General features: G+C 40.2%; 13 protein-coding genes and 1 pseudogene. 11 read left to right on the forward strand and 3 right to left on the reverse strand.

The window, feature by feature from the left end; genetic code table 11:
• The first annotated feature begins 218 nt into the window (after positions 1-218).
• The 5 genes from RT084_RS10825 (at position 219) to RT084_RS10845 (ending at position 5,881) form a co-directional block, all read left to right on the forward strand.
• Complete coding sequence (locus RT084_RS10825) at positions 219-2,828, forward strand: copper-transporting P-type ATPase (protein WP_313099973.1); 2,610 nt, start codon at positions 219-221, stop codon at positions 2,826-2,828.
• An 80-nt stretch (positions 2,829-2,908) separates the two neighbouring features.
• Positions 2,909-3,193 (forward strand): Sec-independent protein translocase subunit TatA, encoded by a 285-nt coding sequence (gene tatA, locus RT084_RS10830; protein WP_011959992.1) that lies wholly within the window; start codon positions 2,909-2,911, stop codon positions 3,191-3,193.
• Between the two features lie 55 nt (positions 3,194-3,248).
• The gene (gene tatB / locus RT084_RS10835; RefSeq protein ID WP_036599454.1) at positions 3,249-3,635 is read left to right on the forward strand and encodes a Sec-independent protein translocase protein TatB; all 387 of its coding nucleotides are present in this window, start codon (positions 3,249-3,251) and stop codon (positions 3,633-3,635) included.
• Positions 3,632-4,501, forward strand: coding sequence for a twin-arginine translocase subunit TatC (gene tatC / locus RT084_RS10840; RefSeq protein WP_011959994.1), 870 nt, complete (start codon positions 3,632-3,634; stop codon positions 4,499-4,501). Before tatB ends, tatC begins: the two co-directional genes overlap by 4 nt.
• 90 nt (positions 4,502-4,591) lie before the next feature.
• Positions 4,592-5,881, forward strand: a complete 1,290-nt coding sequence (locus RT084_RS10845; RefSeq protein ID WP_036599449.1) for an ATP-grasp domain-containing protein — start codon at positions 4,592-4,594, stop codon at positions 5,879-5,881.
• Positions 5,882-6,538: 657 nt separating this feature from the next.
• Here the strand turns inward: RT084_RS10845 and RT084_RS12470 are convergent.
• On the reverse strand, positions 6,539-6,655 hold the full coding sequence (locus tag RT084_RS12470) for a transposase-like zinc-binding domain-containing protein (RefSeq protein ID WP_418001145.1): 117 nt from the start codon (positions 6,653-6,655) through the stop codon (positions 6,539-6,541).
• Positions 6,656-6,730: 75 nt separating this feature from the next.
• Between RT084_RS12470 and RT084_RS10855 the strand changes: the two genes are divergently transcribed.
• The 6 genes and pseudogenes from RT084_RS10855 to RT084_RS10880 all read left to right on the forward strand — a co-directional run.
• Entirely contained in the window at positions 6,731-7,561 is an 831-nt protein-coding gene (locus tag RT084_RS10855; RefSeq protein WP_313099978.1) for a cation efflux transmembrane domain-containing protein, read from the forward strand.
• A gap of 314 nt (positions 7,562-7,875) precedes the next feature.
• Entirely contained in the window at positions 7,876-8,010 is a 135-nt protein-coding gene (locus RT084_RS10860; protein ID WP_257619763.1) for a hypothetical protein, read from the forward strand.
• A 3-nt stretch (positions 8,011-8,013) separates the two neighbouring features.
• Positions 8,014-8,355, forward strand: coding sequence for a helix-turn-helix domain-containing protein (locus RT084_RS10865; RefSeq protein WP_101965033.1), 342 nt, complete (start codon positions 8,014-8,016; stop codon positions 8,353-8,355).
• Between the two features lie 387 nt (positions 8,356-8,742).
• Entirely contained in the window at positions 8,743-9,996 is a 1,254-nt protein-coding gene (locus RT084_RS10870; RefSeq protein WP_309595393.1) for a cation:proton antiporter, read from the forward strand.
• A gap of 10 nt (positions 9,997-10,006) precedes the next feature.
• Positions 10,007-10,969: a mechanosensitive ion channel family protein gene (locus RT084_RS10875; RefSeq protein ID WP_313099983.1), complete on the forward strand. Its 963-nt coding sequence runs from the start codon at positions 10,007-10,009 to the stop codon at positions 10,967-10,969.
• 148 nt (positions 10,970-11,117) lie between these two features.
• Positions 11,118-12,560 (forward strand): annotated as a pseudogene (locus RT084_RS10880) (DUF389 domain-containing protein); the annotation flags it as partial.
• Between the two features lie 387 nt (positions 12,561-12,947).
• Here the strand turns inward: RT084_RS10880 and RT084_RS10885 are convergent.
• Together RT084_RS10885 and RT084_RS10890 are read right to left on the reverse strand one after the other, a co-directional pair.
• Entirely contained in the window at positions 12,948-14,018 is a 1,071-nt protein-coding gene (locus tag RT084_RS10885; protein ID WP_060994620.1) for an RES family NAD+ phosphorylase, read from the reverse strand.
• Positions 14,019-14,507, reverse strand: coding sequence for a sce7725 family protein (locus tag RT084_RS10890; RefSeq protein ID WP_409519600.1), 489 nt, complete (start codon positions 14,505-14,507; stop codon positions 14,019-14,021).
• Positions 14,508-14,619 lie beyond the last annotated feature (112 nt).

The following is a 14,619-nucleotide window of genomic DNA, read 5'->3' on the forward strand; positions in this document are numbered from 1 at the left end:
GTACCTTTACCTTAAAAGGACAGATTGCACAGATAATTAATGTGATTTTTTACCTACCCCTTCAACTGCATTAACTGCTCTTTGTTTTACTGTTCTTATTTCAAAACTTCTTATTCCTATATCGAAATGTTCAATATCTGTCGATTGCTATTCTTGAGTGATAGTGCTATAAGAGTTGTACTTATTATCAATATTTATTGTCTTCAAGGAGTGGTTTTATGAAACATATTGCCGATGAAAAATCTATCAAAGGTGGTCAGTACGATAAAGTACCGGAAAATTATAGCGGTACGGTCTATATTTGTCCTATGCATCCAGAAGTAAGAGATGTTGAAAAAAGTGACTGCCCAATATGTGGCATGTTTCTTAAACCTGAAGACGAGGTTGCTGAATCCAACAACCATGAAGATAGTCATGCGCATTGTCATGGAGCGGATGCTAATAATAGTAATGAGGTAAATTCTGTCGAAGACGATAAGTACGACAAGATACCGGAAAATTATAGCGGTACGGTCTATATTTGTCCTATGCATCCAGAAGTAAGAGATGTTGAAAAAAGTGACTGCCCAATATGTGGCATGTTTCTTAAACCTGAAGACGAAGTTGCTAAAGATGATAGTCACGCTAGCTGTCATGGAAAGGATACTGATAGTAGCGGAGTAAAATCTGTTAAAGGCGGTAAATACGATAAAGTACCTGCTGATTACGATGGCACGGTATATACCTGTCCTATGCATCCTGAAGTGAGAGACGTTAGAAATAGCGGTTGTCCGATATGTGGTATGGCGCTTGAGCCCGAAACGCTTACTATCGGTGAAGAGGACACCTCAGAGCTTGACGACATGACTCGTCGTTTTTGGATATGTACCGTGTTGACTGTACCGCTATTAATATATGTTATGAGCGGTATGTTTGGAGTTGACTTTAGTCAGTATGGTATACCTTCACAGGTTTTACAATGGGCTGAGTTGGTGCTTGCGACACCTGTAGTGCTTTGGGGGGCCGCCCCGTTTTTCGTTCGTGGCTGGCAGTCTATAAAAAGCCGCAATCTTAATATGTTTACTTTGATTGCGATAGGCGTAGGCGCTGCTTATGTTTTTAGTATTGTCGCGACCTTTTTTCCCAATATTTTCCCAGACAGTTTTAGAGACGCTAGTGGTCAAGTCGGAGTCTACTATGAAGCAGCAGCTGTCATTGTAACCTTAGTATTGTTGGGTCAAGTATTAGAGCTCAAAGCCAGAAGCCAAACTTCAGGTGCGATTCGAGCATTGCTTGAGCTAGCTCCACCGACTGCAAGACGTGTTGACGAAAACGGAGAAGAGATCGAAGTCTCGCTTGATGAGGTTGTCAGTGGCGATAAGTTACGGGTTAGACCAGGTGAGAAGTTGCCCGTAGACGGTACAGTGATCGATGGTAATAGTAATGTTGATGAATCAATGGTAACGGGTGAACCAATCCCTGTATCAAAAGTAGCAGGAGATACAGTGACTGGTGGTACGGTAAATGGCACCGGAACGCTATTAGTCGAAGCGGTCAATGTTGGAGCAGATTCAGTATTATCTAAAATTGTACAAATGGTTGCTGAAGCCCAGCGTAGCCGCGCACCTATACAGAAATTGGTAGATAAGGTAGCTGGGTGGTTCGTACCGATCGTGCTTATTTGCTCCGTCATTACCTTTATTGTCTGGGCGATATTCGGCCCTGAGCCCGCTATGACCTATGCTTTGGTTAACGCGATTGCGGTACTGATTATTGCTTGTCCTTGTGCCCTTGGTCTAGCGACGCCGATGTCCATTATGGTTGGTACCGGCAAAGGCGCGCAAAACGGCGTCCTCATCAAAAATGCTGAAGCGTTAGAGAGGATGGAAAAAGTCGATACCATTGTCGTCGACAAGACCGGAACACTGACCGCTGGTAAGCCCGAGCTTACCGCAATTGATGCGCAGGTAGGTCAAGATGAAGACGAGTTCCTCGCATTGGTAGCCTCAGTAGAAAGCGCTAGCGAGCATCCTTTAGCAGAAGCTATCGTTAGAGCAGCTCAAGAAAGATCACTCATTATTCCTAAAGCTACTGACTTTAATTCGACTACTGGCGAAGGCGTACAAGCCGTGGTCGATGGTAAGAAAGTCGCTATTGGTAACTCTAAGCTTATGGAAAGCCTAAATAGTTTTGATAATGAGCTGTCCACTAAAGCTGATGTCCGTAGAAAAGACGGTGAAACGGTAATGTTTGTGGCTATAGACGGTAAAGCTGCTGGTATTATTTCAGTTGCTGACCCTATTAAACCAAGCACTAAAGAGGCTATTTCACTGCTTCATGACGCAGGTTTAAAAGTTGTGATGCTAACCGGTGACAACGAAAAAACCGCGCAGGCAGTCGCCAATAAACTAGGTATTGATGAAGTTCATGCGGATGTCTCACCAGAGGATAAAAACCGTATCGTCAAAGAAATGCAAGACAGCGGTAAATTGGTCGCTATGGCGGGTGATGGTATCAACGACGCACCAGCGCTAGCGCAAGCTAATGTTGGTATCGCTATGGGAACCGGTACCGATGTGGCGATGGAGAGTGCGGGCATTACCCTGCTAAAAGGTGATTTAATGGGCATTGCCAAAGCTTATAAGCTTAGCCACGCCACCATGCGCAATATTAGACAGAATCTGTTTTTTGCCTTTATCTACAATGCACTTGGTGTTCCTATTGCCGCAGGTGTGCTCTATCCCATATTTGGGATTCTGCTCAGTCCGATGATAGCAGCGGCAGCGATGAGCTTGTCGTCATTCTCGGTGATTGCTAACGCGCTGCGATTGCGCCGTTTGAAACTATAATTCTGGTACGGTAAAAAGTGTTCTAAAGCACACTGACACATACTGATCTAAACAAGATCACAAAATATAAGGATACCGTTATGGGCAGCTTTTCTATTACACATTGGCTGATTTTATTGGTCGTAGTGGTGGTCGTATTTGGTACTGCCAAGCTTAAAAATGCAGGTAAAGATTTAGGCGGTGCGGTGAAGGGTTTTAAAGAAGCGGTCAAAGATGAAGAACCCGAGAATGCTCGCAAAAATCATGTGCTTAGCCATGAAAATAGTACGCCAGCTGCAAGTAATGATTTAAATACGCGTGTAGGTAATCAGGCTGATGATATGGAAATCAGCCCTATTTCCACTGATGACCAGCCTAAAGTATGAAGCGCGCCGCTTATAAATAGCGGCACTAAGTAGTCTATTAATATATGTGACTGTTATGTTTGATATTGGGTTTTCCGAATTACTCTTGTTTGGCGTCATTGCTTTAATCGTATTGGGCCCAGAAAAACTGCCGCAAGCCGCACGTACCGCTGGGCAATGGTATGCCAAACTGCGCCGTACAGTATCCACCCTACAATCTGAAATAGAAGCTGAGCTTGATCTAGCTGAAACACGTCAACAAATGCAAAATGAACTTGCGAAAATCCGTCAGACCGAGTCGGATATGAAGCGCGAATTAGCAGAAATGCGTGGCAGTATGCAAAAGTTTGAGCAGTCACAGAACCAAAGCCTAGACGCTTCACATCAGTCAATCACCCCTTATGATAAAGACCATCAACAGAATACTACCTCCTCGTTCATTAAACAGGAGGCGGATCAGTGAGCCTATTTAAACGGCAAAAAAGTCGACAAGAAAAAATAACAGATATAGAGTTTGAGGCGCCAACAGATACAACACAGAATAGTGAGTCTGGAGATACGTTAGGTACGCTTGGCGATATGCCTATTACCGGACATTTAATCGAGCTGCGTACGCACTTAATAAGAATATGCGTGGTCGTCTTAATTATATTCTTAGTATTGGTGGGATTTTCACGCGAGCTTTATAATCTTTTATCAGACCCATTAGTGGCGCAGTTACCCATCAATTCGACCATGATTGCCACTGATATAACGTCAAACTTTATGGCACCCATTCGCTTAACGATATTCGTCGCCGCATTTTTAGCAATGCCTTATATCCTGTATCAAATTTGGTCATTTGTAGCTTCCGGCTTATATAAAAAAGAGAAGAAAATTGCCATTCCTGTACTGCTATCTTCGATATTTCTATTTTATGCGGGTGTTGCTTTTTCCTACTTTGTCGTACTCAAAGGGGTATTGAAATTTTTTATTATGTTCGCTCCGCAGAACGTTATACCAATGACCGATATTGACAGTTATCTGAGCTTTGCCCTCAAGCTATTTATGGTGTTTGGACTGACTTTTGAGATTCCAGTGGTTACCTTATTGCTGATAATGGCCGGAATCGTTTCTACTCAAATTTTAGAAGATAAGCGTCGTTATATCATAGTCGGCTGTTTTGGGATCGCCGCGGTAGTGACACCGCCTGATGGTGTATCAATGCTGTTGTTGGCGATTCCTATGTGGCTATTATTTGAGCTGGGTTTACTCTTAGCAAAGATATTAATTAAAAATGAACGAAATAATGATTTAGTCTCAGGGAATGAAACATTAGAAAGTAGCTAGCACTACTTAAACACGCCAAGAACCTTTTTTACTTTTTACTTTTTACTAGAGTATGTCAGCGTGAGTACTCTACTTAGCGACGGACTCTAAATGGAACACCCAACTAATAACAACGAAAAAAATGACGGTCTTGCAAATCGACTTAACCAAGAGTGCTACTGCATTACCCTTGATCGTAAAGCGCTTAATACAAGCCTTCAAGATCAATTGGTAGAAACTAGAAACAATCCAATAGGAGCGAACGAGCTTAATAAGCTTTTTTCAGCAACACCCGTGTTCGTTCCCAAAACAGAGATAGAGGCGATGGAGCGAATCGTCAGGGCTATCGAGTCAGCTGCCGAACTGCCATTGTATCAAGAGCAAGTGCTGTCGTGGGCACCAGAAATAGCTGCTTTCGACCCAGGCCCAATAGGGGCCCTCATGGGTTATGACTTTCACTTGGGTAGCGATGGACCTCAGCTCATCGAGGTCAATACTAATGCCGGTGGCGCATTTCTGAATGTGTTGCTCGCTCGCGCACAAAAACGCTGTTGCAACCCCTCAGAGCAAAGCGCTGCAACCAATCAAATGCTAGATAGGTTCGAGGAAGCAGTGTTTGACATGTTCAAACAGGAATGGCAGCGACAGTCCGCTGTTGCTATGCCCAATCGGATAGCCATTGTGGACAATGACCCCGAGAGTCAGTTCATGTTCTTAGAGTTTGAGTTAGCCTGTCAACTGCTCCAAGCTAGAGGTATTGATACTGTGATACTTGATCCCTCTGAACTCGAGTATATCGACGGTACGTTAACAGCCCATGGCCAGAAAATCGATATGATTTACAATCGGCTTGTCGACTTTGCATTTGAGGACCCTGACCATGTATTGCTTAAGCAGGCTTATTTAGAGGGTGCTGTGGTAGTGACACCCAATCCCCGCGTACATGCTATGTTGGCCAATAAGCAAAACCTGACATTGCTATCAGACTCCCAAATATTGCGCTCTTGGGGTCTGGATGAGGCTGCAGTGGAGTGCCTCGAAAGGTCTGTACCGAGGACTAAGATTGTATCAAGAGACGATGCAGCAGAGTTGTGGCTTACTCGGCGGCAACTGTTTTTTAAGCCAGTTGCTGGTCATGGAAGCAAAGGCGTTTATCGCGGTAGCAAACTGACTCGACGCGTCTTCGAAAACATTCTGGATGAAGATTATATCGCACAGACCTTTGTCCCTGCAGGAGAGAGATCACTCAAAATTGATGACATCGTAACAACAAGAAAGGTAGATATACGTCTTTATACGTATGGCGGAAAACTGTTACTACCTGCTGCGCGTGTGTATCAAGGTCAGGTGACTAACTTCCGTACGCCAGGCGGTGGATTCGCGCCTGTCTTTCAGGTGTGATCGTCTAGGTCTTATTTAGATGGCATTAGGCTGTTATAAGTCCGGTTAACTAATTCAATATTCTTCTTACCTAACAAAAGATGGTTGTATATTTATGATTGTCTATTACTTTCGGCACGCTTTTCAAAACACTTCGAAAACAATTGGAGCTAGAGATAGCAGTAAATGGGGTCAGCACGGAATTCGGAGAAAATAGTACGCTAAGGAATTTTGTTTATTAATAAGTTTATTAAAATCAAAGACTTATTTTTTACCCTTTGCCTTTTTAATAGAGATGAATAATATGTAATTTAATTAAGAGTATTTTCATAAATTTATTAAACAACAAACACATAAAATTCAATAAATGTACCTAGCGTACAATATGAACCGAATTCCGTACTGACCCCTTTTACCGTCAGGCTGCCTGACATAATCTACCAAGTGTTTTTCTCCGTTCTTGACAGCAGAGGTCAGTTGTTCCAATGATGAGTTTTACCTATCACAGTAATTTAAATACTAAACAAATGTACTTACCACCCTATATGGTCCGTTTTCTGTGCTGACCCCAAAGAAAGCTAAATCAAAGGCTTTAAAGTGATTTTCCAGTTTTTAGGAAAGTTACAACTTCGCCTAAATGCTCGCCTTACTCGATGTCTGATAGTGCAATTATTACCTTCAATGCCTTTTGCAGTCTTTGTATTTATAGTTTCGCTTACCATAGCTTTTGAAACCATTTTTCTTTATATTGTCACTTAGACAGGCTGGGCATTTGATGTATAGTGTCATTTGCATTTCACTATTTATCAATTTCTCAGCCTGTTTTTTCCAGCCTAGTTTTTGAACCACCACCCGGATATAAATGTAGCTATGAATAAAACAACTTTTAAAATATCGAAGATGGACTGCCCTTCGGAGGAAAACCTAATCCGAATGAAATTAGAGGGCCACTCGAATATTGAACATCTTGAGTTCGACATTCCTAACCGTCAATTAACTGTGTTTCATCATGACAATATAGAAGGGATAGAGACTGCTATTCATGACCTAAAATTAGGAGACACCTTACTCTCGACCGAAACCATTGACCCCTCTGATCCCAACAATAATTTTAAAGTTGATGCTGACTCTAGTCACAAAAAAGATGCTGAGCAAAGAAAGCTACTATGGATAGTGCTGGTCATTAACTTTGCTTTCTTTATTATTGAAATGAGCACGGGACTGATTTCTCGTTCGATGGGGTTGGTCGCCGACAGCTTAGATATGTTAGCAGATAGCTTCGTGTATGGAATTAGCTTATTTGCGGTCGGTGGAACGGTCATTAAGAAAAAACGGATTGCTAGAGTTGCCGGATATTTTCAAATTACGCTGGCGATTCTTGGTTTTTTAGAAGTACTAAGACGTTTCTTTGGCAATGAGCAGTTACCTGACTTTTCTACCATGATAGTCATATCGATTCTTGCGCTAATTGCAAACTCGATTTGCCTCTATTTACTACAAAAATCGAAAAGCAAAGAAGAAGCCCATATGCAAGCCAGTACGATTTTCACTTCAAACGATGTGATTATCAATTTAGGGGTAATTGTTGCAGGGATTTTGGTTAATTGGTTACACTCTAGTACGCCTGATTTGATGATTGGTAGCATCGTATTTGCTTTAGTTATTCAGGGCGCCTTTAGAATATTGAAGTTGAGTAAGTAGCCAAGCCTAATAACTGAAGCAAATAGCTCAAGTAAGTAGCTTAATTAAACCGCTAAGTGTAAAGTAACTGGGTTTGAAGCAAATAAACATCATAAGGATATGAGACCTCAAGCAATGATTGAACAAACTTTAAATCTAGTCACCACCAAAGACCATCAGCAAGTTGCCGTTTGGCGAATAATAGATGATGAAGTCTTTGATAAGAATCTGGTGGTGGTCAACTAATTTAGGACACTAATAAAATTCAAACCTACATCGGGTCAGCACAGAATTTGGAGAAAATAGCACGCTAAGGAAATTTGTTTGGTCTTTTTATGATTGAAAATACCGGCGTTCGTCTCATTTACTTTAATGTATTAGAAGATGGGCTGATTGTGATGTCTTACTTCTACGCAAAAAATGAACAAGAAAATATATCGCCAAGTGAGCTTCAAAAGCTAAAAAGATAACCGATGAAAACAAATTTTCCTAAAGACTTCGATATTGAAGCAGCTGTTCAAGCGATTATTGATGATGAACCTGATTTAGTCGCAGAGCGAGACAATCTGATTGAAGCATTGAACCAAATCAAAGCAGGTATCTTTGCACGTACGACAGACATATCAGATACGGCTCAAGTCCGTCATAAAGCGGGTTTATCGCAAAGTCAATTTGCCAAAATCCTAGGCATTTCTGTCAATACGTTAAAATCTTGGGAACAAGGACAACGTAAACCCAGCGGTTCAGCTCAAGTTTTACTTAAATTATTGGGTAAAAAGCCTGAGTTAATTGATGAGATTGCTCATTTGGCGTAGTACTTGAAGCCTTTTAGTAACTACCCTTCGTTGATTTTAATTAAAATTTTCTAATAGGGCCTATCTATATATTTATTGGATGCTGATTTGTAGACAAGTTAATTGATAAAAATAGGGGCGATTTGCCCCTGTTTTTTCGCCTAAATAAAATTGTCTAAAAAACCCTGGTTTTTTAGACAATTAAAGGATACTTAAAAATACTCGACAAAAGTCGTTAAATCCCTATTTCTCCGTTTTCTGTGCTGACCCCAGGTTAAAGACAAAGAGCCGATGCTTGTCTAAGATTGAACCCTAAGTAATTCACATCAACACCCTTATTGCGATTTTAGCTGAATTATGCATTAGTTTTCGCTACACTGATACAAATTTTATCTTGAGATCAGACGCATGAATGCTTTTGACATTGCTGCTATTTTCTTGACCTTGACTGCCTTACTTGCTTATATCAATCATCGCTTTATCGGTCTACCGACTACCATCGGTGTGATGGTCATCTCACTGCTGCTGTCACTTATTGCGATTGTTCTCAATGCCTTAGGATTTGATACACTAATTGATTATGAAAAAATGCTGGTCGGGCAGCTTGATTTCACTGAAATACTCATGGATGGGATGCTCTCCATGTTGTTATTTGCTGGTGCATTGCATATCAACTTGCAAGATTTACGACGCTATAAGCTGCCTATAGCCTTGCTTGCTGTGGTAGGTACGGTGGTATCAACCTTTATTGTCGCAGGACTGACGTATGTCGCCTTACAATGGCTAGGATTTAACCTTGGTTTTATCTGGTGTTTATTGTTTGGGGCGCTCATTTCACCAACCGACCCGATTGCTGTTATGGGGATTTTAGCCAATGCTAATGCCCCTAAAAGCCTTAATACCGTAATTTCGGGCGAGTCATTATTTAATGATGGGGTTGGGGTGGTGATTTTTATGTTGCTACTTGGCGTACTGACAAGCGGCGAGATACCAACGGCAGGGCATATTGGGCATTTATTGTTAATTGAAGCAGGCGGCGGTATTTCATTTGGCTTGTTACTAGGTGCCGTGCTGTATTATTTGTTAAAAAGCATTGATTCGTATCAAGAAGAGGTGTTATTAACCTTGGCTGGGGTATTAGGCGGTTATGCGTTGGCCAGTCACTGGCATTTATCAGCACCACTTGCGATGGTTGTCGTGGGTTTAATGGTCGGCAATCAAGGGCGAAGCTATGCCATGAGCGATAATACTCGTCACTATGTGGATTTGTTTTGGGAACTTGTCGATGAAATTTTAAATGCCATTTTGTTTGTATTGATTGGTCTTGAAATCGTGGTTGTGAGTATGAATGGCAATCTACTGCTGGCGGCCCTATTGGCGATTGTCATTGGGTTGCTCGCTCGTTTAATTGTCGTCGGCGGGGTGACGTTTAATTTGCAAAAATACTTGGGGCTACCTAAAGGTGCTTGGAAAGTGCTAACCTGGGGCGGACTGCGAGGTGGTATTTCAGTGGCTTTGGTATTGCAACTACCTGCTGGTGCCGAGCGGGACTTACTGCTAACGCTGACTTATGCCATTGTGGTATTTTCAATTTTAATTCAGGGCTTAAGTATTGGAAGAGTGGCAAAAAGTGTCACAGCCAGTCAGCTAAAGGTGCTTTAAAGGTATCGATATGTTTGAATTAATCCTATCTTTTATTGATTATTTGCCTGCCTATGTCAGTATGGTGAGCCAAGCGGATATGCTGGGCGACAAGGTGAATGAATACCAAACCATTATGACCTCAGCGAATCATCTATTGCAGCAGATGATAAGCCGCATTCCATATTTGATAGTCGCTTCACTTGTGTTTGTAATATTTTGGGTGTTGTCGATTTTTTTTAAAAAAGCGGTCACTAGAATACTAGGGAGTCGTAAACACCATCAAAATTTAGTTACAGTCTTTAGGCGGGTGGGTAGTGCACTTATTTTATTTTTAGGCTTTATGGTCGCCATGATTATCGCTGTACCAAGCTTCACACCGGGTAAACTCATTGGTGCATTAGGGATAGGGTCGGTTGCGATTGGTTTTGCTTTTAAAGACATCTTCCAAAATCTATTATCAGGCATATTGTTATTATTATCAGAGCCATTTCGTATTGGCGACCAAATTATTTCGGGCAATTTTGAAGGCACGGTCGAAGATATTCAAATACGTGCAACCACAATCCGCACCTATGACGGCAGAAAAGTCGTAATTCCTAATTCTCAACTTTATACCAGTACCATGACCGTCAATACTGCCTATTCACAACGCCGTCTAGAATTCGATGTAGGCATCGGGTATGAAAACAACATCATTGATGCTCAACGAGTGATTTTAAGTGTGTTAAAGGCAGCGCCAACGGTCTCGAAACTGGCAGAACCGTCTGTAATTGCTACAGCATTAGCAGATAGCAGCGTGGTTTTAAGGGTGCGTTGGTTTATCGATGATGGTACACAGACTAATCGAGTAGCTTCTATCAATGAAGTTATTATTTTGGTTAAGGAGGCATTGGAAGAAGCGAATATATCCATTCCTTTTCCGGTTACTACATTGGATACCAACCATCCATTATTGGTAAAAATAGAAAATAGTTCAGATATAAAAAACTAACCTTGTCCTTTAATCAAGTAAAATTATTATGATGGATTTAAGCACATTAACGTTTACCAAAATAAAAGATCATTATAACCCGTTCAATCTATCTTCTAGCTTGCGTAAGACCTCAATCGCTCGCCGCACGACACCGGTAGAAGTAACTGATAACCTTGCACTGACACAAGAAGATATCGAAAACTTGACCGAGCAAGGCTTTGATGAAGACACCATTGAAGCTGTTGCCCAAGCAGTGAATGAGCAGCTTAGCAGCAATGCCAATGAAAATGAGGACGAAACTGATAAAAATTCGACCACAGAAACTGACTCGACTACCAATAAGCAAATCCATGCTGTCGATTCCTCAAACGCTGCAATAACTAATATCACCCCTGAATCTGTCGATAAAAATATCCATCAAGCCACCCAAAAACAATTAGAAGCACAACAAGAAACCCAATACGAAGCGTTTAAACAATATCTCGCTAAAAAGAATAGCGAGCAAACCATTGATTACCGGCAGGTGCGCATCGACATTGAATCAGGTGCTTTGCCGACTCGTAGTTTTTATTTGCTCAATGGATTAGCAGCGATTATTGCTGGATTTGGCTTATTAGCAAATTCCCCAGCGGTTGTGATTGGTGCAATGCTGGTTGCGATGCTAATTGGTCCTATCAGCGGTATTGCGCTAGCCATTATCGATGCGCGTTTTGCCTTACTCAAAAAATCCTTACTGACGTTATTTTCAGGCGGTGTGCTGATATATGCGATTGGTATGATATTGGGTTGGCTTTACCCAGAACAGTCACAAAGCCAAGAAATCATCGCCCGTACCGCCCCCAATACTATGGATGTGATGGTAGCACTCGCAGGCGGAACTGCCGGCGCGTATGCCATGATTTCTCGCAATTTATCTGTTGCCGTAGTAGGAGTAGCAGTGGCAACCGCTTTGGTGCCACCGCTGACGGCCAGTGGCATATTGCTAGCGAATGGCAAGTACAATTTAGCATTAGGGGCATTGATTCTCACGTTAACCAACATTTTAGCGATTCAATTTACCAATGCCCTTGTACTGTGGGTAGCAGGGCTTCGAAGGCTTGATACCGATGCGGCAGAAGATGAAAAAGTTAAGGATTCTAAATGGCAGCAAAGCTTGCTATTTATACGTCGCAATGCCGTATCCTTAGTACTGTTAATCGGGATTAGTATTTATTTAACCCTGAATTTTCAGCAAAAACTTAAACAACAAAGTTATGAAGCAGCCGTCAATAAAATTGTTAAACAATCCATTGCAAATCAGCCAAATTATGTAGTTAGCATTAGCTATGATGTGGCAGATAAAACCCCTAAAAAATCGCCTACTGATACGTCTAAACCTTACCTTATTCGCGTATTATTACAAGGTTTAACGCCACCGAAATATAGCGATATCCATTTAATGGAACAAAAGGTCATTGCTTTGACTAAGAAGCGTTTTCCAAGTCGCCCACCTGCCAAACTTCAAGTCCGTTTTGTGCCTGAACAAGTGATTGAAACAACGCCAATCACTAAAGATGATGTTAAACTTGATGAGGCATCACTTAGTCAGATTAAAGAGAGTAAAAAGTAAGACTCATTATGTTATTTATTGCCAAAAGGGTAAGCAATAGTGTTTATAGTGTGAATCATCAATAATATCTCTTGTTATTGTTGAAAATGAAAAACGCTGACTAGTCAGCGGTCTTATTGTATTAAGTATTCAATAAAATCATCTAACATTTTTTTCGATGTAAACATATCAATAATATAGATAAATGAAAACGATAGCCAAGCTAATTTATATAATTTCAACATTCCCGTTTTCTACTTTTCCTGTCTCTAAGAAAAGTCATATGGCATTGTATACTGATAGTGACGACCTACCATCAAAATTAATAGGGGTATATTAAATTTTATTGCTGAGAGTTACACTCAAAATTTTTGAGATGTTTAATTTAAAAACTCGACATAGACAGGGTTATATGATTTCTATTCTAACGTCTATAATCTCTTCATGAGTATATTCAGTTAGGACTACTTTGAAGTACTTCATTTCGATAGGTTTTACGAAACTCTCATCAAATAGAACCAAATTTTTTCCTTTGCCAAAAGAGCTATTAAATAGGATTCCATCATACTGGCAAATGGTTTTAAAGTACTCACATAAAAATTGAGTAGGAATATAATCGAGATGAGCTTTATTGGGTTGAATTGGTTTTGAAAGCTCTAATGCAAATATTTCAAGCAAATCGATATACTTCAATGCATTTGCCAAATTTTCAGGCTCAACTTTAAATATAGAAGCTTTTTCTCTAGGGTTTGTTAAGTCTATTACGTTTTTAAGATTTATTGTTTTGAAACGAGCAATATTTATAAAACCATTATTGCTTGGGCGAACCTCAGCGATGCAAGTTTCAATATTTTCAGCTAAATATAAGTAAGAGATACCAACTGGGTTAGCTCTTCCTGCTGAAGCAAATGCATGCGGTGGTGCAAGCATATTTTGAATTTCGAATCTTTCTTCATCATTACTAACTCGAGCTCTAAAAAAATTATAATCGTCAATAATTTTGGAGGAAAGCGACTCCACCAAAATATTAAATGCTGAAGTCTGAGTCATCCCATCATACCAATTGATAGTTTGGGTAGCTAGCATAGACCGTGGGAAAAAACGATTTTTGGATTTTATCTCATCTGAAAAATCAGACCATTCTGCTAATGATTCTTCTTTTTGTGGAACTTTATATTTTTTTATCTTTAAAGTTAAATCCGAGTCTATTATATCTTCAAAAAGACGCTGCTTGTTTACGACATTATCTTTAAAAAATTTGAGTTTTACAGAAAGTATATCAATCAGAGATTCCCCTTCTTCATGTACTTCAAAGGCAACATCAAGTTGCTCCATAAAAGAAAATAAAAATTTAGGGTCAATCAATGCTACTGAGGACGATCCGCAGTAGTCACAAACCCCTTTAGATTCCATTCTATCAAGTATAAACTGTGAAACATGATCATCATTAAAACAATTTGGACAGCAGAACTTTGACATCTAATTCTCATTATTAATTAAATAATCATTAATAGTTTCTGTATGATGTAAAATTGATATTTTTTTCACTTGACCTAACCCGGGGAAATGACTTGATTCATGTAAAGAAAGAAACTGTCTTACTCCTTCTGTTTCAATAAAGCTTACGTAATTATCTTGACTTTGATAGTCATTTACAAAAAGTTCCAATGCTTCAAGAAATTTTTTCCCTGGATTTGATGGAGTCCCATCAGATTTAGAAGAATAATGGCGGATATACAATTCGTTAAATTTTTCTTGATTAATATAGCTCATGTGTATAGTTACAACATATGCTGGTCCTCCAGATTCGCTATATTCCTCTCCAGTAATCGAATAATCTCCAAAACCTACTACATTTGAATAGTCAGAATAGTAAGTATGTAATTCAGAAAAAACAGATTCTTTGGGATAATCTGCATTTTTCTTTTGCCTTTTGAAGAAATCTCCATATAAAATGACATTGTTCAACTGTTTAAGTCGCCCAGGTGAGATGTCAGAATTTATAAAAGTCAGCAAAGCATTTTGAGAACCTGTTCACGATTAAAAAATATGCTAGGATAAGCTACATAATCAATTAATA

This window comes from Moraxella sp. CTOTU48717, assembly GCF_032057165.1.
GTDB classification, from domain to species: Bacteria; Pseudomonadota; Gammaproteobacteria; order Pseudomonadales; family Moraxellaceae; genus Faucicola; species Faucicola tetraodonis.